Genomic DNA, 20,791 nt, shown 5'->3' with positions numbered 1-20,791 from the left:
ACAGGCGCGCAGGGTGCGGCAATCGTCCCCTTCCATGCGGATTGTCCCTGCCATCGCCGCCCTCCTGATGCTGCCGGCCTGCGCCAGCCTGCCGGCGCAGCAACGGCCCGCTTCGGTTGCCGTGGTCTTCGATGCCAAGAGCGCGGAGCCGGTCATCGTGGAGGGGCTGGCCGACCGCGAAAGCGGCAGGGCGGTCCAAGCGAACGATCCCGTTCGGATTGCGAGCATTTCGAAACTGGTGATGGCGCTCGCCGCAATGAAGCTGGCGGACGAGGGCAAGTTCGATCCCTATGCCGACGTGTCGCGCTATCTCGGGTGGAAACTGCGCAATCCCGCTTTTCCCGACGCGCCGGTTACTGTCGCGCAGATCCTGTCCCACCGTTCCGGCCTGCGCGACGATGCAGGTTATGTCATCCCGCTCGGCGAAAGCCTCGAGGCTAGGCTTTCGGAACCCGGCGCATGGTATGCCGAGGCACCCCCGGGCGAAGCGCCGTTCGAATATGCCAATCTCGGCTCGCCGGTGGTGGCAACTGTGCTCGAGGCGGCAAGCGGGGAGCGGTACGATCGCCTCGTCGACCGGCTGGTCTTCGCCCCGCTGGGCATCGATGCCTGTCTCAACTGGATCGGCTGCGAGCCGGAAACCATTGCGCGAGCCGTTACGCTCTATCGCAGCACGGGCGATGTCGCGCGCGACGACGCTGCCGACCTGCCGCCCAATTGCACCATCCCTGTTGCCGAAGGTACCGCCTGTTCGCTCGACGGCTATGTGCCGGGCACCAACGCCTCGATCTTCTCGCCGCAGGGCGGGTTGAGGATCGGGATGCTCGATCTCGCACGGCTCGGCCAGGCGCTGGTCAAGGTGGACGAGCGGGTGGTCTCGGCGCGCCGCTGGGGCCAGATCGGCACCTCCCTCGGCCTTGTCGCCGCCAACGAGGAAGATTTCTTCTGCGCTTATGCGCTGGGCTTCCAGGCAATCCAGATGCGGCCCGCGCCCTGTGCGGACACTCTCGTCGGCGACGGCAAGGCCTATGTCGGCCATGCGGGAGAGGCCTACGGCCTGCGCTCGGGCCTGTGGTTCGATCCGGTCGGCGGGCGCGGCATCGCCTATTTCACCTCCTCCGTGCCCGACCGCACCGCGCCCGACGAAGGCGGTTTTGCGCCCGAAGAGGTCAGGCTGGTCCGCCGTGCGATGGAAAAGGCCGCGAGAGCGGGGAAATAGGCGCATTTCGGCTGCCTTGGGGAATTGACCGCGCCCCGCTTATCGCGCAGGGCGTTTCGCGTCGGCCACGGAAGCGATTCTACGGCAGGCGCGCATGGGAGAGCTGGTCCGGGGACACCCGCCAGCGCCGAAGGAGCAACCGCCCCGGAAACTCTCAGGCCTCAGGACCGTGCGCTGCCATCGACACTCTGGAAAGCGCGCTTCGTGCCAGTCGCGATGCGCCACCGAAGGGGTAAACCTGCTCATTTGCAGGCCAGTCTCTCAGGTCACCCGACAGAGGGGGCATGGGTTGTAACGGCGTCCGCTCCGGGCGCTGCCATGCTTGGCTTTGAGGACGGGTCTTGAGCGACGATAACGACGACATTCCGCAGGAAATCGAGAAGCTGCCGCTCGACGCGTGGCATCGCGGCAAGGGCGCGCGCATGGTGCCCTTTGCCGGCTATGAAATGCCGATCCAGTTCGACGGCATCGTCGCCGAACACGAATGGACCCGCACGCAGGCGGGCCTGTTCGATGTGAGCCACATGGGCCAGCTCATGCTGACCGGCGAAAACGTGGCCGAAGAGCTCGAGAAGCTGCTGCCCGGCGCAATCGCCTCGCTGAAGCCGGGCAAGGTGCGCTATTCGCTGCTGATCGACGAGAACGGCGGCATCATCGACGATCTCATGGTCACCAATGCCACGCCCTGGATCGACGCCGACGAAGAGGCCGGGACCGAAGGGCACTGGGGCGATCCGGCCTATTACCTCGTCGTCAACGGTGCGACCAAGTGGGACGACATCGCCCATCTGCGCGAGCACCTGCCCGACGAAATCACCCTGACCCATCTCGACGAACAGGCGCTGATCGCCCTTCAGGGTCCGAATGCCGCGACCGCGCTCAACCGCGTCATGCGCAACGTCATCGACGACATGGTCTTCATGGAAAGCGTGACGTACGACTTCGGCGAATGGCCGCTGCGGATCACGCGCGCCGGCTATACCGGCGAAGACGGTTTCGAGATTTCCGTGCCCGCCGAGTTCGCCGAGAGCCTGTGCGATCGCCTGTGCGCCGAAATCGAGGTTCGCCCGGTCGGCCTTGGCGCGCGCGATTCTCTGCGCCTCGAAGCGGGCCTCCCGCTCTACGGCCATGACATCACCACCGAAACCGATCCGGTATCCGCCGATCTCGTCTTCGCGCTGACCAAGAAGCGCCGCGAGGAAGGCGGCTGGATGGGTCATGAGGCCGTGATGAAGGTCTTCAACGAAGGTCCGGCCGAAAAGCGCGTCGGCCTTTCGCTCGATGGGCGCCTGCCCGCCCGCGAGGGTGCGCTGGTGTTCGACGGCGACAAGCAGATCGGCCGCATCACCAGCGGCGGCTTCTCGCCCACGCTCGGCGCGCCCATCGCCATGGGCTATCTGGCGCAAAGCCATACCGAACCGGGAACCGCGGTCGAGATCGAGGTTCGTAACAAGAGACTGCCGGCGAAGGTCGTACCCATGCCCTTCGTCCCCCATCGCTATCACAGAGGGAACTGACACATGGCCCGTTACTTCACCGACGAACACGAATGGATCGACCTCGAAGGCGACACCGCCACGGTCGGCATTACCGATTACGCACAGGGCCAGCTCGGCGACATCGTCTTCGTCGAACTGCCGAGCGTGGGCACCATGCTCGAAAAGGGCAAGGACGCCGCCGTGGTCGAAAGCGTTAAGGCGGCCAGCGACGTCTATGCGCCGATCAGCGGAGAAGTGACCGAGGCCAACGGCGCGCTGGAAGACGATCCGGCGCTGGTCAACAGCTCGCCTGAAGAGGACGGCTGGTTCTTCCGCATGACCGTCTCCGACAAGTCGCAGCTCGAAGGCCTGATGGACCAGGCTGCCTACAAGAGCTTCTGCGACGGTCTCTGATCTGACTGCCCGCAAAGGGCACTAGGGGTTTTTCCAAGATGCGTTACCTGCCGCTTACCGATGCCGACCGTTCGGCCATGCTGGAAAAGATCGGCGCTCCCGATGTGGATGCGCTGTTCGTCGACGTGCCGGAAGCGGCACGCCTGTCCGGCCCGATCGAAGGCCTGCCGATGCACGCCAGCGAAATGGCGGTCGAAAAGCACATGCGGCGACTGTCGAAGAAGAACCTCGCGGCTGCGGATGCGGCCTTCTTCCTCGGGGCGGGGGCCTATCGCCACCACGTGCCGGCCAGCGTCGACCACATCATCCAGCGCGGCGAGTTCCTTACTGCCTACACGCCCTACCAGCCGGAAATCGCGCAGGGCACGCTGCAGATGCTGTTCGAATTCCAGACGCAGGTGGCACGCCTTTACGGCTGCGCGGTCGCCAACGCCTCGATGTACGACGGTTCGACCGCGTGCTGGGAAGCGGTCGCGATGGCGGGGCGCGTAACGCGCAAGAAGCGCGTCGTGCTCTCGGGCGCGCTGCACCCGCATTATGCCGAGGTCGTGAAGACCATGGCAAAGTTCACCGAGGACGAGATCGCCCACGCGCGCCCGGCACTGCAGGCGCAGCCCGACAATGACGGGCTGATTGCGCGGATAGACGACCAGACGTCCTGCGTCGTGGTCCAGTATCCCGACATCCTCGGCCGCCTGCCCGATCTCCAGCAGATCGCCGATGCCGCGCATGAAAAGGGCGCGCTGCTGATCGTCGTCAACACCGAGCCGGTGGCGCTGGGCGCGATCAAGTCGCCGGGTGAACAGGGTGCGGATATCGTCGTGGGCGAAGGCCAGTCGATTGGCGTGGGCCTCCAGTTCGGCGGCCCCTACCTCGGTCTCTTTGCGGTGCGCGATCCCAAACACGTGCGCCAGATGCCCGGCCGCCTGTGCGGCGAGACTGTCGACGCCGAGGGCAAGCGCGGCTTCGTGCTGACGTTGTCCACGCGCGAACAGCATATCCGCCGCGAGAAGGCGACGAGCAATATCTGCACCAACTCGGGGCTCTGCGCACTTGCCTTCAGCGTCCACATGACGCTGCTCGGCGAGAAGGGCCTGCGCCGCCTGGCGATGGAAAACCACCGCCTCGCCTGCCACGCCGCCGACCGGCTGGCCAAGGTCCCCGGCGTGAGCGTGCTCAACGACAGCTTCTTCAACGAATTCACCGTCCGCCTCGGCCAGGACGCGCGCAAGGTCGTGCGCAAGCTGGCCGACCGGGGCATTCTCGGCGGCGTGTCGCTGGGCCGGCTTTATCCGGACAATGAGGAACTGGCCGACGGCCTGCTGGTCGCGGTCACCGAAACCACCACGGAGGAGGATGTCGAAACCCTTGCCTCCGCACTCGAGGAGGTGCTGGCATGAGCGCGCCCAACCAGTCCGGCTGGAAGCCCGGCACTCCCGTTCAGGACCACAATGCGATGAGCGGCCCCGATACCGTGACCGGCAACCGTGCGCTGATGCTCGAAGAGCCGCTGCTGTTCGAGATCGGCCATGTCGAGACGACCGGCGTTGACCTCCCCGAACCTTCCGGCGCTGCCACGCGCCTCGGCGGCATGGAGCGTGCAGCTGCGATCGGCCTGCCCGGCCTGTCCGAGCCTGAAACCGTGCGTCACTACACGCGCCTCTCGCGCCAGAACTACGCGATCGATCTCGGCCTCTTCCCGCTCGGAAGCTGCACGATGAAGCACAATCCGCGCCTCAACGAGAAGGTCGCGCGGATGCCCGGCTTCGCCGATGTCCACCCGCTCCAGCCGGTGCAGACCGTGCCCGGTGCGCTGGAAGTCATCAACGAGCTCGCTCACTGGCTGATCGAGCTGACCGGCATGCACGGCGTCGCGATGAGCCCCAAGGCAGGCGCGCATGGCGAACTGTGCGGCATCCTGTGCATTCGCGCCGCACTCGAAGCGCGCGGCGATGCGCGCAAGGTCGTGCTGGTGCCCGAAAGCGCTCATGGCACCAATCCCGCCACCGCCGCATTCGCCGGCTACGAGGTGGAGGACATCCCCGCGACCCCGGAAGGGCGCGTCGACCTGGAGGCTCTGAAGGCCCGCCTTGGTCCCGACGTTGCGGCGGTGATGATCACCAACCCCAACACCTGCGGCCTGTTCGAGCGCGACATGAAGGCGATCTCCGATGCGGTCCACGCGGCCGGCGGTTTCGTCTATTGCGACGGCGCGAACTTCAACGCCATCGTCGGCAAGGTCCGCCCGGGCGACCTCGGCGTCGATGCGATGCACATCAATTTGCACAAGACCTTCTCCACCCCGCATGGCGGCGGCGGCCCGGGTTCGGGCCCGGTAGTGCTGTCCGAGGCCCTGTCGCCCTTCGGTCCGCTGCCCTTCACGGCGCGCACCGCCGACGGTGTGGTCCACCTCGTCGAGGAAGAGAACGCCGCCGATTACGGCCATGTGCAGGCTTTCGGCCGCATGACCGCCTTCCACGGGCAGATGGGCATGTTCACCCGCGCGCTGACCTATATCCTCAGCCACGGCGCGGACGGCCTCAAGCAGGTGGCGGAAGACGCAGTCCTCAACGCCAACTACATCCTGCGCAGCCTGGAAGACGTGCTCGACGCACCCTTCGGACCGAGCGGCCCGTGCATGCACGAGGCGCTGTTCTCGGACGACGGATTCGCAGAAGGCCTCTCCACCCTCGATCTCGCCAAGGCGCTGATCGACGAGGGCTACCACCCGATGACCATGTACTTCCCGCTGGTGGTGCACGGAGCGATGCTGGTGGAGCCGACCGAGACCGAGAGCAAGGCGGCGCTCGACCAGTTCATCATGGCGCTGCGCAGCGTTGCAGAGCGGGCGAAGGCGGGTGACGAGACGATGAAGACCGCGCCGCATTACGCGCCGCGTCGCCGCCTCGATGAAACCCAGGCCGCCCGCAAGCCGGTGCTCGCCTGGAACGACGCGAACATGGCCTGACCGGTCAGCTGCGTTCGCGCAGCAACCGGTCGGTGACCTCCCAGGTGCGCCGGTTGTCGACGTCGATAGCGCAATTGCCGTTCGACATGACGACCGGCTCCATCTTCAACCCCATGCGGCGGCCAACCTGGCCGAACAGCTTCTCGCGCGTGCCGTTGCCGAGGTAGAAGCGGATAAGGTTCATGAAGCCGAAGGCCTGCGCGATGCGCAGCGGGTGCTTCACGAACTGCCCGCCGCCGCGCATGACTTCGGCGGCTTTCAGGGCTTTCTCGCTGCCGACCCAGTAGGTGTTACAGTTGGAAAAGCCGCCATCGGCGAACTGGTAGAACTTCGCCTGCCCACGCGGATCGGCGGCCTGCACATCTTCCTTGCGGGCGAGCGCTGCACCGGCGTCGGCGCCGGCCGACAGCGCCTTGGCGATGAATTCGGAATAATCTTCGGCCCGCCACAGGCAATTGTCGGCGGTGGTGACAATCAGCGGGAACGAGGCTCCTTCCGCGCCTGCAAAGATGCTGTCGACGAGATTGTGCGCGCCCTCGTAGAAGGTCATGCGGCCTTGCGCGACAAGCGCCGCGACCGCATCGATTGCAGCGATCTCGTCAGGCTCGTGCGCGACCACGCGGATGCTGCTCACTTCGGGGCAATCTGCCAAGGCGGTGACGACGTGTTCGACCAGCGGTTTTCCCGCCACTGGGACGACGCATTTTTGCGTAACGCCCGAAGCCTCGGCTAAAGGATCGAGCGCCCCGGAGCGCTTGCCGGCCAGGACCAGAGCAGTGACTTTTTGGTTCTCGTTCAGGCTCATAATGCGGCTCTAGCCAGCAACAGGCCTCTTGTCATGACCTGTGCCGACGGGCAGCGAGAGCGTCATGAGGATCATCTTCAGCAGGAAGGGCTTTGACAGCGCGGCGGGTGGCGGACCGTCGCCTATCGTGAACGGCGCGCCTGTCAGCCTGCCGATCCCCGCCGGCGCCGCATCGCGCACGACCTATGGCGATCTCGGTCTTGGCGACCATGCCCATTCGGCAAGCCGCGGCCGGTATGGCGCGCAGGAGGCCTGCCACCATGATCCCATGTTCGTCGAGGAAGACCGCTGCCTGTTCGGGCAGGTCGGGGCGGCGCAAACCCATCTCGAGAACCGCGGCGTGGGGGTTGGCGATGTATTCCTCTTCTTCGGCCTGTTCCGCGAAAATGGCGACGATCCGCACCACCGGATTTTCGGGTTTCTCGAGATCGAGGAGATCATCCCGCTCGCTGGGGGAGCGCCCGATTGGCTGGTCGAGCGCGGCCATCCGCACGCGCTTGCCATGCACGGCAGCAACGACACGGTCTATGCGGGACGCGGGCAGGTAGCGGCGCGGGCTAGCGATGGCCTGCGGCTGACCGTTCCCGACGGACCGCCGTCGATCTGGCAGCGGCCGGCATGGCTGAAGCCCGGCGGCTTGAGCTATCACGACAGGCCCGATCGCTGGCTGCGCGACAAGCGCCTGCGCAGCGTCGCACGCGGGCAGGAATTCGTCGCCGATATCGGACGCCGGAAAGCGCCGCGAGAGTGGCTCGCGGCGATCATCGAGGAAATCAGAGGGTCTTGATCACCGCCGAGAAATCGAGTGCGCCATTCTGCTCGGCAAAAGCCTCGTAGATCTCCGCAGCCTGCGAACCCAGCACGGTCGTCGCATCGACGCTGGCAGCGGCCTCCATCGCGAGCCGCAGGTCCTTGAGCATCAGCGCGGTGGCAAAGCCGCCCTGGTAGTCATTGTCGGCCGGGCTCTGCACGCCGACGCCGGGTAGGGGCGTGTAGGCGTTCAAGGACCAGTTGTAGCCGCTCGACACGCTCGAAATCTCGTAGAACTTCTGCGGGTCGAGGCCGAGCTTCTTCGCCATGGTCATGGCCTCGGCAGTACCGATCATGGTGATGGCGAGCAGCATGTTGTTGCAGATCTTTGCGGTCTGGCCCGCACCTGCATCGCCTGCGTGGATCACGGCCTTGCCCATGGGGTCGAGCACTTCGCTGGCGCGCTGGAAAGCCTTGTCGGTGCCGCCGACCATGAAGGTGAGCGTGCCGCCATTGGCTGCCGCGATACCGCCGGAAACGGGCGCGTCGACCATGTCGTATCCGGCCGCCTCGGCCTTCGCGATGACTTCCTTTGCGGTGGCGACATCGATGGTCGAGCAGTCGAGAAGGACCGCGCCTGCCGGAGCCTTGCCGATAACGCTGCCTTCGTAGACCGATTTCACGATCCCGCCGTTGGGCAGCATGGTCACCACGCCGTCGACGCCCTGCACCGCCTCGGAGGCATCGGTGAAGGTCGCGCAGCCGTTTTCCTTGGCGGCCGCAAGCGCCGCTTCGGACAGGTCGAATGCGTTCACCTCGTGCCCCGCCTTGACGAGGTTCGCGGCCATCCCGCCGCCCATGTTGCCGAGGCCGATGAAGGCGATTTTCATTGGACTAATCCTTAAATGACTGGAGCCATTTCGCAGCAAACCAGAAGGGGACCGTGACCGCAGCGAATGCTATGATCATCCACCATGGTGCCGCGGGTGCACCGGCAGATACATTCCGGATGGCAATGATACCCACCAAGAACCAAAACAGGATCACCAATACGCGAAGGTATGTCCCAATTCCGGCAAAATAGTTGCGCACCCTCAAAGCCTTACCTACCCTTCCACTTGCCCTCGCGCTTTTCGATGAAGGCGGCCATGCCTTCCTGCTTGTCTTCACTCGCGGTGAGAATCTGGAAAATGCGGCGCTCGATGATCAGGCCCTGGTCGAGGCTGGTCTCGAAGGCGGCATTGACCATTTCCTTGTTCGCGATGGCTGCCATCGGAGGCATGCTTGCGATCTGTGCGGCGGTCTTTATGGCTTCGTCGAGCAGGTTTTCATGCGGCACGACGCGCGCGACGAGGTTGCTGCGCTCTGCTTCCTCGGCGCCCATCATGCGGCCGGTGAGGCACATTTCCATCGCCTTCGACTTGCCGATGGCGCGGGTCAAGCGCTGGCTGCCACCCATGCCGGGGGCAACGCCAAGCTTGATTTCGGGCTGGCCGAACTTGGCGTTCTCGCTGGCGATGATGAGGTCGGCCATCATGGCGAGCTCGCACCCGCCGCCCAGCGCGAAGCCGTTGACCGCGGCGATCCACGGCTTGCGGGTCTTCTTCACGATCTCGCTCGTCCACGGGCTGAAGAAATCGTCGAGGTAGAAGTCGGCCGCGGCCTTCTCGCTCATTTCCTTGATGTCGGCACCGGCGGCAAAGGCCTTGTCGCCCGAACCGGTGAGGACCGCGCAAAGCTGGCTGGCATCGGCTTGGTAGGCGGCGAAAGCCTCGATCAGTTCTTCGAGCACCTTGCTGTTGAGTGCATTGAGTGCCTGCGGACGATTCAAGGTGATCAGCGTGACGGCGTCGCGCTGTTCGACGGTGATGGTCTCGAAGCTCATAGGGGTTTCCATTCCTCGTCTGCGGGAAGCGGGGCGAAGATCTGTTCGAGCAGTTCCTCGCTCACGCCCTCGGGCGTTGCCGGATCCCATTTGGGGTCGTTCGTCTTGTCCACGATCACCGCGCGCACGCCCTCGGCAAAATCGGGGCGAGTCAGGACGCGGGACGCGATGCGGTACTCCATCGCCATGTTGTCGGCGAAATTGTCGAGATTTTGACTTTCGGCCAATTGGCGCAGCGCAACCTTGCAGGTTTGCGGGCTTTTCGTGCCCAGCGTCGCCAGTTCCTTGGCCGCCCAGTCGCTGTCGTCAGCCTCGAGGCTGGCGAGGATGTCCTCGTAGCGGTCGGAGGCGAAATGCTTGGCGATCTTGTCGGCATTGCCCTCGATCCGGGCCGGCGGGGGCGTTACCGAAAGCTCCGAAAGGATGCCGGCGATGCGGCCCGGATGCTCGATGATGCGGGCCTTCGCCTCGGGCAGCTTCTCGGCCGGGAGGTAGTGCGTGGCGATGCCAGCCCACAGGCATTCGGCCCCGTCGAGCCGCGCGCCGGTCAGCGCGAGGAACTGGCCGAGCCTCCCGCCGAGGCGCGACAAGTGCCAGCCGCCGCCCACGTCGGGGAACAGGCCGATGCCCGTTTCCGGCATGGCGAAGCGCGTGTGTTCGGTCGCGACGCGGTATTTGGCCGGCAGGGCGATGCCCACGCCGCCGCCCATGGTGATGCCGTCCATGAAAGCCACGATCGGCTTGTCATAGGTCATCATCTGGTGGTTGAGCTGGTACTCGTCGTGGAAGAAGGCGCGGCCCGATGCGCCGCCGTCGTTCAGCGCAGAATTGCGCAGCAGGTTGATGTCCCCGCCTGCGCAGAAGCCGCGTCCCTCTGCATGGTCGAGCACCACGGCCTCGACGCTTTCGTCACCAGCCCATTCGCTCAGCGCCGCGCTCATCGCGTGGCACATGTCGAGGGTCAGCGCGTGCAGCGCCTTGGGGCGGTTCAGCGAAAGGTGGCCGACCGCGCCGTGGCGGTGGATGTTGATGTCGTCGGTCATTGGCGAAGCAGGTCCCGTCCCACGATCATGCGCATCACCTGGTTGGTGCCTTCGAGGATCGAATGCACGCGCAGGTCGCGCCAGAAGCGCTCGATCGGATATTCGCGCAGGTAACCGTAGCCTCCGAACAGCTGGAGCGCGTTGTTGACCACATTCGATCCGCTGTCGGTCGCAAGGCGCTTGGCCATGGCGGAGAACTTGCTCTTGTCGGGCGCGCCGTCGGTCACCTTGGCCGCGGCGAGGTAGAGCAGGGCGCGGGCTGCCTCCAGCTCGGTCGCCATGTCGGCGAGCATGAACTGCGTGTTCTGGAAGTCGGCGATCGGCGTGTCGAACTGCTTGCGGTCCTTGGTGTAGGCTACTGCCTCGTCGAGGCAGCGCTGCGCCCCGCCCAATGAACAGGCGCCGATGTTCAGGCGGCCGCCGTCGAGGCCCATCATGGCAAAGCGGAAGCCTTCGCCCTCGTCACCCACGCGGTTGGCGACGGGCACGCGCGCATCCTCGAAAATGACCTGCGCGGTGGGCGAGGCATTCCAGCCAAGCTTCTTCTCCGGCTTGCCGAAGGACACGCCGGGCGTGTCCTTGTCGATCACGAGGCAGGTGATGCCCTTGGTCTTGTGGTCGGAGGTGCGGACCATCGTCACGTAGACGTCGTTGAAACCGCCGCCCGAAATGAACTGCTTGGTGCCGTTGAGGACATAGTGGTCCCCGTCGAGCCGAGCGCTCGTCTTGAGGCCTGCCGCGTCCGAGCCGCTACCCGGTTCGGTGAGCGCGTAGCTGGCGATCTTGTCCATGGTGACGAGGTCGGGAAGGTATTTCGCCTTCACCTCTGCGCCGCCGAACTGGTCGATCATCCAGGCAGCCATGTTATGGATCGAGATATAGGCGCTGGTCGCCGGGCAGCCATAGGCCATGGCTTCCATGATCAGTGCCGCCTCGAGCCGGCCGAGGCCGATGCCGCCGCTTTCTTCCGACACGTAGATCGCCCCGAAGCCGAGCTCGGCGCTCTGCTGGATCACGTCGCGCGGGAAATGCGATTTCTCGTCCCATTCCGCAGCGTGGGGAGTGATGTTGTCGGCGGTGAAACGCTGCGCCATCTCCTGGATCGCGAGCTGTTCTTCGGTGAGCTGGAATTGTCCTGTCATGGCCCGCGCTCTAGCGCTGCTGGAGGCCCGAGGGAAGGGGCGCGCCACCTCGCGCGCGAACGATTGCCGGGCGGTGCGGCGCGGCTTTCCAATCACTGCTTCGCGCCTTCGGACAAACTAGCTTTGTTGCCCACGCATTTCGGACCGGTTCCCGGCGTTCGATATTGCGCCAGATCAATGTCGCAGCCCGGTTTGCGCCTAGTCTGGACAGGCTCCCCCGACGATGGGGGCGCCAGCGAGGATTGGCCCCAAGGAGAACTAGTGATGCGCAAGAATATGGGATCGCTCGACAAGACCGTCCGCCTGATTGCCGCGGTCGTGCTCATAGTGCTTGCAGCGACCGGAACGGTGACCGGCCTGTTCGCCACCATCGCTTACGTGGTCGCGGCGATTTTCGTGGTGACGAGCCTCGTCTCGTTCTGTCCGGCCTACCTGCCTTTCGGCATCAGCACCTGCAAGACCGGCTAGGCGCCGCCCGAAGTTCCCTCGCCTAGCACCGCTTCGGCCTCGATCTCGACGCGCCATTCGCTGCGGCAGAGCCACGCGGCGCCGACCATCGTCGCTGCAGGGCTCGCAGCGCCGAAAAAGCGGGCGTGGACCTCTCCGACCGCGTCCTGGTCGGCCGGGTCGGTCAGGAACATCCGCGTGCGGACGACGTCAGCTGCCGTTCCGCCCAGATCCTCGATGGCGCGCAGGATCAGCGAACAACAGCGTGCGGCCTGGTCAGCAGCGCCGCCTTTCGTCGAGGAGCCGTCGTCCTCGACCGGTCCGGTGCCTGCGACGATGATGCGGTTGCCGGCGCGCACCGCGCGCGCGAACCCGAACTGTGCTTCGTAGGGCGAGCCGGTGAAGGCGTGCCGCCGCTCGCTCACCCGCAGGTGACTTCGGTGATCTTCATGTCGCGGTCGTAGCGCACGTTCACCCGGTCCGGGCGGTAATCCATCGTCCATGCCGATTCGGGCGGACCCCAGCGCAGCGACTGCGCGCCGCTGTCCTTGAGGATTGCCGCGCCCATGGCCTGGCTGGCGGTGTGGCCGATGTGGCCCTGTGCGGCGGCCGCGTTGCATGTGCCTTCTGCGCGAGCGGGCGGGAGATCTCCGTCAGCCACGGTTGTGGTGGCACAGGCGGCGAGGGGCAGGGCGGTCAGGACGGCAAGCATGGCGCGCATGAAATTCTCCTCAGCTCTCGCATCGTTTGAGCGGTACCGGCTTGAACTGCTCTTCATTGACCGAGCGCGGGGTCAGTATGGTCCCGTTTTCGGTGAGCGTAAACTGGCGGGCCATTTCCCATTTTTCGCCTTCGCCCTCCATCGCGAGCGAGACCACGATGCGGTCCGGATTGTCGATCTCGACCCGCGTGACCTCGCCGCGCGATTCGTAGAAACCGATGGCCTTGGGCGATATCTCGATGCGCAAATCGGATGCGGCGTCGCATGTCCCCTGAACGCTGTCCCAGACGCCGCGGAACGCGACCGGAATTTCGTCTGTCACAACCGGTTCGGGCATCGGCGCTGCGCCATCGCCGGGGCCGCCACCGGGTTCGACCGGCATGGCAGCATCCCCGCCATCCTGCCTGTCCGCATCCCGAACGGGGTCCGAGCAGGCCGCCAAAAGCAGAAGCGGGGCGGCGGAGAGCAGGAAGCGCATGGATATCTCCTTGAAAACGCTTCCTTCCAACGCCCCGAAGCCTGTTCTTATCCCATGGTCGGGATGACGAAGGCGTTCGACCCGTCGCCGCCGCCGTCTGGCCAGCGCTGGGTGACCTTCTTCGCCTTGGTCCAGAACTTCAGGCCTTCCATGCCGTACTGGTCGATGTCGCCGAATCCTGAACGCTTCCAGCCTCCGAAGCTGTGGTAGCTCACGGGGACCGGGATCGGCACGTTGATGCCGACCATGCCGACATTGACGCGGCTCGCGAATTCGCGAGCGGCGTGGCCGTTGCGGGTGAAGATGGCGACGCCGTTGCCGTACTGGTGCTCGCTAGGCAGGCGGACGGCGTCCTCGAAATCCTTGGCACGCACGATCTGGAGCACGGGGCCGAAGATTTCTTCCTTGTAGCTGTCCATGTCGGTGGTGACACGGTCGAGCAGCGTCGGGCCGACGAAGAAGCCGTTCTCGTGGCCCTGCAGGCTGAAGCCGCGACCGTCGATGACGACTTCGGCGCCTTCCTTTTCGGCCGTGTCGATCCAGCCTTCGACGCGCGCCTTGTGTTCGGGCGTGACGACCGGTCCGTAATGCGCATCGGGATCGTTGGAGACGCCGACGCGCAGCGCATTGATCGCGGGGATCAGCTTTTCGCGCAGACGGTTCGCCGTATCCTCGCCCACCGGCACCACGACGGGTAGCGCCATGCAGCGCTCGCCAGCCGAGCCGAAGGCCGCGCCGGCCAGGTCGTTCACCACCTGGTCGAGATCGGCATCGGGCATCACGATGCCGTGATTCTTCGCGCCGCCGAAGGCCTGCACGCGCTTCGCATTGGCCGCGCCGCGCGAGTAGATATACTGCGCGATGTCGGACGAGCCGACGAAACTGATCGCCGGGATATCGGGATGGTCGAGGATCGCATCGACCATTTCCTTGTCGCCGTGGACGACCTGCAGCAGCCCCTCGGGCGCGCCTGCCTCGAGCATCAGTTCGGCAAGGCGCACCGGTACGCTGGGGTCGCGTTCGGACGGCTTGAGGATGAAGGCGTTGCCCGCCGCGATCGCCATGCCGAACATCCACATCGGGATCATCGCCGGGAAGTTGAACGGGGTGATGCCCGCCCCGATGCCGAGCGGCTGGCGCATCGAATAGACGTCGATGCCGGGGCCTGCGCCTTGCGTGTATTCGCCCTTCAGCGCCTGCGGGATGCCGCAGGCGAACTCGATGACCTCGAGACCGCGCTGCACGTCGCCGTGCGCATCTTCCACGACCTTGCCGTGTTCGCTCGAGAGCAGTTCGGCGAGTTCCTGCTTGTTCGCTTCGACCAGCCGCTTGAATTCGAACATGACGCGCGCGCGCTTCTGCGGGTTGGTCGCGGCCCAGGCGGGCTGGACCTTCTTCGCCGCATCGATGGCCTGCTGCAGGAGGGCAGCATCGCCAAGCGCAACCTCGGCCTGAACCTCGCCAGTGGAGGGGTTCCAGATCTGGTGCTTGCGGGTGGCGGCGGGGCTGTCGCCGACGATGAAATGGTCAACCTGACGCATGGGGGAATCCTCTCTCTTCTTGCCAGCGGCCTTGGCAAGGAGAGGCTTCGAAATCAACCGGTATCAAATGAAACCGGGCCGATTTGCGCCTAACCGACCGCTGCCATCATCTGCGCGCACAGGATCGCGCCGTATGTGCCCAAGGCATAACCCAGAACCGCGAGCAACACACCCACCGGCGCAAGCGCCGGATGGAATGCCGCTGCCACGACCGGTGCCGACGCCGCGCCGCCCACGTTCGCCTTGCTGCCGACGGCCACGAAGAAGAACGGCGCCTTGATAAGCTTTGCCACGGCCAGCAGCAGGATGACGTGGAACACCATCCAGATGAGGCCGACGGCCATGAAGCCGGGCGCTTCGCCGAGCTGGGTCACGTCCATCTTCGTGCCGATGATCGCGACGAGGAGGAAGATGAACAGCGTGCCGAACTTGCTCGCGCCGACGCCTTCGAGTTCGCGGGCGCGGGTGAAGCTTGCGAGAAGGCCGAAGGTCGTCGCAATGACCACGACCCAGAAGAACCCGCTTGCCAAAGTCGCTTCCTCGCCCTGCAATTCGGCGAAGAAGCCGCCCAGCGCATTGCCGACGAGGTGGCACAGGCCGACCACTGCCAGCGTCACACCGAACAGGAGGACGTAGTCGTTGGCCTTGGCCACACGTTCCACCGAGCTTGTGTAATCCGCCATCTTGTCACGCAGCGCGTCGATCGCGCTGCTGTCCGCGCCGAGCCAGCGGTCGACCTTTTCGCTCGCCCCGGCGCCGTAGAGCAGGAAGATCATCCAGATGTTCGCCACGATGATGTCGACCGCGATGAGCGCCGAATAGCGCTCGATATTGTAGCCGTAGACTTCGAGCATGGCCGTCTGGTTGGCACCGCCGCCAATCCAGCTGCCGGCCAGCGTGGCCAGCCCGCGCCAGGCGGCATTGTCACCCGCGCCGATGATCGAGGGGTCGAACTGCGCGACGATGAACAGCGCGACCGGACCGCCCAGTACGATGCCGAGCGTGGCGGTCAGGAACATGATGATCGCCTTGCTGCCGAGGCCGAGGATGCCCTTCAGGTCGATGCTGAGCGTCATCAGGAACAGGGCGGCTGGCAGGAAGAAGTCCTTGGCCACGGCCCACAGATTGCTTTCCGTGACATCGATCAGGCCGAACGTGACCATCAGCGAGGGGACGAGATAACAGACGAGGATGATCGGTACGAACGTGTAGAATTTCTGCCAGCCCGGCCGGTCGCGAGTGGCGAAGACGAATGCCAGGACGACGCCCAGCAGGCCCAGGATGATCCGGTCGTCGGTAATCACGTATTGCTCTCCTCGGAGGAAATCCGGTCAGCCGGCTGCGAAAGTGCCGGTCTCGAAGAAATGGGCGATCTTCTTGCGCTGGGGCGTGATGTCGAAGCCCTTCTGCGCCAGCCAGCCATCGTCGAAGATCGTGTCGGCATAGCGCGCCCCGTCATCGCACAGGATGGACACGATGGAGCCCTTGAGGCCGCGTTCGGCCATGTCGGTTGCAATCTTGGCGCAGGCCCAGACATTTGTCCCGGTCGATCCGCCGCAGCGCCGCCCGAGCCGTTCGCTCACCTCGTGGGCGGCGGCGATGGAACATTCGTCGCTGACCGCTTCCATCCGGTCGACCACGTCGGGCAGGAAGCTCGGTTCGACGCGCTGGCGGCCGATGCCCTCGATGCAGCCCGAAGGATGATCGACGCGCTCGATCGAACGGTCGGCCCAGTGGCGATGGAAGACCGAGCCTTCCGGATCGGCAACGCATACACGCGTGTCGTGACGGTTGTAGCGGGCGAAGCGGCCGATGGTGGCCGAGGTGCCGCCGGTGCCTGCACCGCAGACAATCCAGCGCGGCACCGGATGGGGTTCGCGCGCCATCTGGGCGAAAATCGATTCGGCAATATTGTTGTTGCTGCGCCAGTCGGTTGCCCGTTCGGCGAAAGTGAACTGGTCGATGTAGTGGCCGCCAAGCTCGTCGGCGAGCGACTGGGCCGCGTCGTACATCTCGCAAGGATTGTCGACGAAGTGGCACTTGCCGCCATGGAAGGCGATGGCGTCGATCTTGGCCTGCGCAGTCGACTTGGGGACCACGGCGATGAAGGGCAGGCCCAGCATTCGCGCGAAATAGGCTTCGGACACCGCGGTCGACCCGCTCGATGCCTCGACGATGGGCGTGCCTTCGCAGATCCAGCCGTTACACAGGCCGTAGAGAAACAGCGAGCGCGCCAGCCGGTGCTTGAGACTGCCGGTCGGATGGCTCGATTCGTCCTTCAGGTAGATGGCGATATCGGGCAGCGCGGGCACAGGCAGCGGGATCAGGTGCGTGTCGGCCGACCGGTTAAAGTCCGCCTCGATCCGCCCGATCGCCCAGTTCACCCATTCACGCTTGGTTGCCATGGGCCCCCTTCTATCGGCTAAACCGCGAAGGTGAACCCGCGCCGGCCCCTTTTTCCGCCGCTGCCGGAATCGATTGACCGCGCCGCGCCATCCGTGGCAAGCGCCGCGCCGCCTCGCGGGTGTAGCTCAATGGTAGAGCAGCAGCTTCCCAAGCTGACGACGAGGGTTCGATTCCCTTCACCCGCTCCAGCTTCCCGAAAGACCGGAATTCTCAGTCGTTGGCGGCCATCACCGTCAGCGGCACGGCAGTCGTGTTCGCGTTTACGCTGGCATGGGTCAGCAGGACGTGCGTCCCCGCGGTCATCTGCTCGCGCAGCCGGGTGATCATGCCATGCGGCATCCGCAACCGGTTGAGCACGCTCGGGTCGATCGGGTGGCCGGTCGCGTCGTGATGGCCGGGCAGGGGCACCATCGACCAGTGCAGGGTCCCGTCGGGATCGAAGGACAGGGTCGCCACGATCGTCTCGCTCGGCGCGCCGTCCAGCTCGATGCGGGAACGGGCGATTTCCTTGCCCGAACGCATCACCACCATCTTGTTGTCCGAGGTCGAGATGACCACCGAAAGCGGGCCGGGCTCTGCCGCCTCGTCGTCCCAGCGGAAGGTTTCGTCCGCGGCGAGCGGGCGGTAATTCTCGGGCAGGCCCGACGCCGTTGCCGGGGAAAGCACACCGCCCGCCGGATACTTGATCGGCGCCCCGGCGCGGCCCTGCACGATCACCGTGCCTCCCATCGAGGTGGAGCCGAACAGCTGCTCGGCGAACTTGTAGGGCAGGTGCACACAGCCATGGCTTTCCGGATAACCGGGCAGGCCGCCTGCATGCAGCGCCACCCCGTCCCAGGTCAACCGCTGCTGGAAGGGCATGGGCGCATTGTTATAGGTCGAGGAGTGGTGGTTGCGGTCCTTCTGCAGGATCGCGAACACGCCGGTCGGTGTCTCGTGACCGGGCTTGCCGGTGGAGACGGTCGACACCCCTATGCGCACGCCGTTGCGGTAGATGTCGGCGATCTGGCGGGTGAGGTCGACATAGACCACCACCGGACCTTCGGGCGAAATCTCGGGGGCCCAGACCCATTGGCCGGGCTTGAGCGTCTCTGCCTTCTGGGCAAGCTCCACGACGGAGCTGACCTTCTCCCCTTGCGCAAGCGCCGGCTGGGCGGCTGCAAGGGCGGTGAAAGCGGCAAAGACGGCAAGCGAACGCATGGCAAATTCCCCCGAAAACGGCTCCGCCTGCAGGTTCTCCCGCAAAGGCGATGCCAGTCAAGCCTTCCCGCGACGGGCGGAACGATGGCCCGCTATTTCGGCGGCATCCTGATCGCGCCGTCGAGCCGGAACTGGTGTCCGTTAATGTAGCTGTTGCGGGCGATTTCGCAGATCAGCGAGGCGAATTCCTCCGGGTGGCCGAGCCGTTTGGGAAAGGGCACGCTGGCATTGAGCTGGTCCCACATCTGCGGGTTGCGGTCCTTCATGCCCAGCATCAGCGGCGTCGCGAAAATGCCCGGCATGACCGAGTTCACCCTGATGCCGAGTTCCATGAGATCGCGTGCCATCGGCAGGACGAGGCCGTTCACGCCCGCCTTGCAGCTGCCGTAGATGACCTGACCTATCTGGCCGTCCTGCGCTGCCACGCTGGCGGTCAGCGTGATGCAGCCGCGCTCCCCGTCCTCGTTCAGCGGTTCGGAGTTCGCCATGCCGAGCGCCGAATGGCTGGCGATGCGATAGGACGAGACGAGGATGCCTTCCGCCCCGAACGCGTAATCTTCGGTCGAGAGGCGCTTGTAGCCGCCTGTTTCCTTGTCCCAGCCCAGCGTCTTGCCTCGGCGGCTGGTCATGGCGCAGTGGACCGTCACGCGTTCCTGTCCGTGCGCCGCGCGGGCCGAGGCGAAACCGTCGACCACCGATTGTTCGTCGGTGATGTCGACGTAGGCGAAATGGCCGCCGATGGCCTCTGCATGGGCCTGGCCTGCCTCCTCGTTGACGTCGAAGATCGTCACCTTGAGGCCCAGGTCCGCCAGCGCCGATGCGCTCGCCTTACCCAGTCCCGATGCGCCGCCGGTCACCACTGCGGCCATACCTTCGGTTAATTTCATCCGCCTCTCCTCTCGTGCTGTCATTTGCGAGTCACCCTGCTATCGCATGGCGAGGCCAGTCGGCCAATGGAGAGACTTTCGATGACCGCCCAGTTGCACCGCCGCCAGTTCCTGTCCGCCACTGCCACCGCTTTCGGAGCGCTCACGCTCAGCGGCTGCATGACCCGCGGTGCGGCGCAGGCGGTGGGATACGGCCCGCTCGTGCCCGATCCGGCGGGCCTTATCGACCTGCCGCAGGGCTTCACCTACCGGCTGCTCTCCAGCTTCGACGATGCGATGAGCGACGGGGGCACAGTGCCGGATAAGGCCGATGGCATGGGCTGTCTGCCGCTGCCCAACGGCGAGATCGCGCTGGTGCGCAACCATGAGCTTGTCCCAACCGACGGGTCGGGAGGCACCATCCTCAGCGGCTATGACAAGGCGGCGGGTCAGTTCGTCCTGCCGGGCGGAACGACCACGCTGGTGCTCGATGCGAAGACGCTGGAAAAGAAGCGCGAATACCGCTCGCTTGCAGGGACGATCCGCAATTGCGCCGGCGGGATCACGCCCTGGGGCAGCTGGTTGACCTGCGAGGAATTCGTCAGCAAGCCCGACCAGATCGCGCCCGACAAGCTGGGCCGCGACCATGGCTGGGTGTTCGAAGTGCCCGCCGATGCCGAAGGTCTGGTCGATGCCGTACCGCTGAAGGCCATGGGCCGCTTCAACCACGAAGCTGCCTGTGTCGATCCCGTCACCGGCTACGTCTACCTGACCGAAGACCGGCCGGATTCGGTGCTCTACCGCTTCATTCCCAAGGTCGCGGGCAAGCTGGCCGAAGGCGGCAAGCTGCAGGCCATGGTCGTCGATGGCATCGCCGATACGCGCAATTTCGATACGCCGGTCATGCCGGTGGGCCGCGATTTCGCGGTGCGGTGGATCGATCTCGACGATGTGGAGGCGCCCGAAGACGACCTGCGCACCCGCGCCGCCCGCATGGGCGCTGCCGTGATCGCGCGGGGCGAGGGCATCCACATGGGCGAGAACGAACTCTACGTCTGCTCGACCAGCGGCGGGCTCGCCAAGTTCGGCCAGGTCTTCCGCCTCACGCCGGGCCGCGGAAAGGGCGAGGACCGTTTTTCGCTGTTCTTCGAGAGCGAGAGCCAGCACCAGTTCAATTACGGCGACAACCTGACGGTCGGACCCAACGGCCATCTGATCGTGTGCGAGGATCAGTACACGCCGGTCGTCGACAACCATTTGCGCGGTATCACGCCCGACGGCCAGCCCTACGACTTCGGGCGCCTGAATATGCAGACGGAACTGGCGGGAGGCTGCTTCTCTCCCGATGGCAAGTGGTTCTTCGTCAACGCCTATTCGCCGACCCGCACGATCGCGATTACCGGTCCCTGGGTCGCCTGACGGGCCGGG

The 20,791-nt window shown here is 65.3% G+C and carries 21 protein-coding genes, 1 tRNA gene and 1 riboswitch; of the genes, 9 read left to right on the top strand and 13 right to left on the bottom strand.

Annotation, left to right across the window (positions count from 1 at the left end; all coding sequences use genetic code 11):
• Positions 1–34 precede the first annotated feature (34 nt).
• From LCL94_RS04620 to gcvPB, 5 genes are all read left to right on the top strand, one after another.
• Positions 35–1,219 (top strand): serine hydrolase domain-containing protein, encoded by a 1,185-nt coding sequence (locus LCL94_RS04620; protein WP_224831183.1) that lies wholly within the window; start codon positions 35–37, stop codon positions 1,217–1,219.
• Positions 1,220–1,304: 85 nt separating this feature from the next.
• Positions 1,305–1,399, top strand: a riboswitch (glycine riboswitch).
• A 161-nt stretch (positions 1,400–1,560) separates the two neighbouring features.
• Positions 1,561–2,736 (top strand): glycine cleavage system aminomethyltransferase GcvT, encoded by a 1,176-nt coding sequence (gene gcvT / locus LCL94_RS04615; RefSeq protein ID WP_224831182.1) that lies wholly within the window; start codon positions 1,561–1,563, stop codon positions 2,734–2,736.
• 3 nt (positions 2,737–2,739) lie between these two features.
• On the top strand, positions 2,740–3,111 hold the full coding sequence (gene gcvH, locus LCL94_RS04610) for a glycine cleavage system protein GcvH (RefSeq protein ID WP_160608214.1): 372 nt from the start codon (positions 2,740–2,742) through the stop codon (positions 3,109–3,111).
• A 38-nt stretch (positions 3,112–3,149) separates the two neighbouring features.
• Positions 3,150–4,511 (top strand): aminomethyl-transferring glycine dehydrogenase subunit GcvPA, encoded by a 1,362-nt coding sequence (gcvPA, locus tag LCL94_RS04605; RefSeq protein WP_224831181.1) that lies wholly within the window; start codon positions 3,150–3,152, stop codon positions 4,509–4,511.
• Positions 4,508–6,079 carry an aminomethyl-transferring glycine dehydrogenase subunit GcvPB gene (gcvPB, locus tag LCL94_RS04600; RefSeq protein ID WP_224831180.1) on the top strand — a complete coding sequence of 524 codons (1,572 nt, stop codon included), beginning with the start codon at positions 4,508–4,510 and terminating at the stop codon, positions 6,077–6,079. The genes gcvPA and gcvPB overlap by 4 nt, the downstream gene beginning before the upstream one ends.
• 4 nt (positions 6,080–6,083) lie before the next feature.
• Here the strand turns inward: gcvPB and LCL94_RS04595 are convergent, their stop codons facing one another.
• Positions 6,084–6,884 (bottom strand): NTP transferase domain-containing protein, encoded by an 801-nt coding sequence (locus LCL94_RS04595; protein ID WP_224831179.1) that lies wholly within the window; start codon positions 6,882–6,884, stop codon positions 6,084–6,086.
• A 64-nt stretch (positions 6,885–6,948) separates the two neighbouring features.
• Here LCL94_RS04595 and LCL94_RS04590 point away from each other — a divergent pair, with 64 nt between their 5' ends.
• Positions 6,949–7,671, top strand: a complete 723-nt coding sequence (locus LCL94_RS04590; protein WP_224831178.1) for a hypothetical protein — start codon at positions 6,949–6,951, stop codon at positions 7,669–7,671.
• Here LCL94_RS04590 and mmsB read toward each other — a convergent pair.
• From mmsB to LCL94_RS04570, 4 genes are all read right to left on the bottom strand, one after another.
• Entirely contained in the window at positions 7,658–8,524 is an 867-nt protein-coding gene (gene mmsB, locus LCL94_RS04585; protein WP_160608209.1) for a 3-hydroxyisobutyrate dehydrogenase, read from the bottom strand. The genes LCL94_RS04590 and mmsB overlap by 14 nt on opposite strands.
• A 212-nt stretch (positions 8,525–8,736) precedes the next feature.
• Positions 8,737–9,519, bottom strand: a complete 783-nt coding sequence (locus LCL94_RS04580) for an enoyl-CoA hydratase-related protein (protein ID WP_224831177.1) — start codon at positions 9,517–9,519, stop codon at positions 8,737–8,739.
• Positions 9,516–10,562, bottom strand: a complete 1,047-nt coding sequence (locus LCL94_RS04575; RefSeq protein WP_224831176.1) for an enoyl-CoA hydratase/isomerase family protein — start codon at positions 10,560–10,562, stop codon at positions 9,516–9,518. Before LCL94_RS04575 ends, LCL94_RS04580 begins: the two co-directional genes overlap by 4 nt.
• Positions 10,559–11,704: an acyl-CoA dehydrogenase family protein gene (locus LCL94_RS04570; protein ID WP_222553733.1), complete on the bottom strand. Its 1,146-nt coding sequence runs from the start codon at positions 11,702–11,704 to the stop codon at positions 10,559–10,561. The genes LCL94_RS04575 and LCL94_RS04570 overlap by 4 nt, the downstream gene beginning before the upstream one ends.
• Positions 11,705–11,968: 264 nt before the next feature.
• Here LCL94_RS04570 and LCL94_RS04565 point away from each other — a divergent pair, with 264 nt between their 5' ends.
• A complete protein-coding gene (locus LCL94_RS04565; protein WP_224831175.1) occupies positions 11,969–12,172 on the top strand; it encodes a DUF2892 domain-containing protein in 204 nt (67 codons plus the stop codon).
• On the opposite strand, the gene LCL94_RS04560 is transcribed toward LCL94_RS04565, so the two are convergent.
• The 6 genes from LCL94_RS04560 to LCL94_RS04535 form a co-directional block, all read right to left on the bottom strand.
• Entirely contained in the window at positions 12,169–12,576 is a 408-nt protein-coding gene (locus LCL94_RS04560; protein WP_224831174.1) for a RidA family protein, read from the bottom strand. The genes LCL94_RS04565 and LCL94_RS04560 overlap by 4 nt on opposite strands.
• Positions 12,573–12,872: an I78 family peptidase inhibitor gene (locus LCL94_RS04555; protein ID WP_224831173.1), complete on the bottom strand. Its 300-nt coding sequence runs from the start codon at positions 12,870–12,872 to the stop codon at positions 12,573–12,575. The genes LCL94_RS04560 and LCL94_RS04555 overlap by 4 nt, the downstream gene beginning before the upstream one ends.
• 10 nt (positions 12,873–12,882) lie before the next feature.
• Positions 12,883–13,350 (bottom strand): hypothetical protein, encoded by a 468-nt coding sequence (locus LCL94_RS04550; protein WP_224831172.1) that lies wholly within the window; start codon positions 13,348–13,350, stop codon positions 12,883–12,885.
• A 47-nt stretch (positions 13,351–13,397) separates the two neighbouring features.
• Positions 13,398–14,891, bottom strand: coding sequence for a CoA-acylating methylmalonate-semialdehyde dehydrogenase (locus LCL94_RS04545; protein WP_224831171.1), 1,494 nt, complete (start codon positions 14,889–14,891; stop codon positions 13,398–13,400).
• 89 nt (positions 14,892–14,980) lie between these two features.
• Positions 14,981–16,195 (bottom strand): DUF819 domain-containing protein, encoded by a 1,215-nt coding sequence (locus LCL94_RS04540; RefSeq protein WP_224831170.1) that lies wholly within the window; start codon positions 16,193–16,195, stop codon positions 14,981–14,983.
• Positions 16,196–16,222: 27 nt separating this feature from the next.
• Positions 16,223–17,296 (bottom strand): PLP-dependent cysteine synthase family protein, encoded by a 1,074-nt coding sequence (locus LCL94_RS04535; RefSeq protein ID WP_224831169.1) that lies wholly within the window; start codon positions 17,294–17,296, stop codon positions 16,223–16,225.
• Positions 17,297–17,411: 115 nt separating this feature from the next.
• Between LCL94_RS04535 and LCL94_RS04530 the strand changes: the two genes are divergently transcribed.
• Positions 17,412–17,485, top strand: a tRNA-Gly gene (locus LCL94_RS04530).
• A gap of 22 nt (positions 17,486–17,507) precedes the next feature.
• Here the strand turns inward: LCL94_RS04530 and LCL94_RS04525 are convergent.
• Complete coding sequence (locus LCL94_RS04525) at positions 17,508–18,497, bottom strand: L,D-transpeptidase family protein (protein ID WP_224831168.1); 990 nt, start codon at positions 18,495–18,497, stop codon at positions 17,508–17,510.
• Between the two features lie 92 nt (positions 18,498–18,589).
• On the bottom strand, positions 18,590–19,384 hold the full coding sequence (locus LCL94_RS04520; protein ID WP_224831167.1) for an SDR family oxidoreductase: 795 nt from the start codon (positions 19,382–19,384) through the stop codon (positions 18,590–18,592).
• 81 nt (positions 19,385–19,465) lie between these two features.
• Between LCL94_RS04520 and LCL94_RS04515 the strand changes: the two genes are divergently transcribed.
• Positions 19,466–20,782: an alkaline phosphatase PhoX gene (locus LCL94_RS04515; protein ID WP_224831166.1), complete on the top strand. Its 1,317-nt coding sequence runs from the start codon at positions 19,466–19,468 to the stop codon at positions 20,780–20,782.
• The last annotated feature ends 9 nt before the right edge of the window (positions 20,783–20,791 follow it).

The organism is Qipengyuania gaetbuli (assembly GCF_020171365.1).
Taxonomy (GTDB): domain Bacteria; phylum Pseudomonadota; class Alphaproteobacteria; order Sphingomonadales; family Sphingomonadaceae; genus Qipengyuania; species Qipengyuania gaetbuli_B.
Note: the sequence above shows the minus strand (reverse complement) of the source record. Positions and strands in the feature narration are given on the sequence as shown.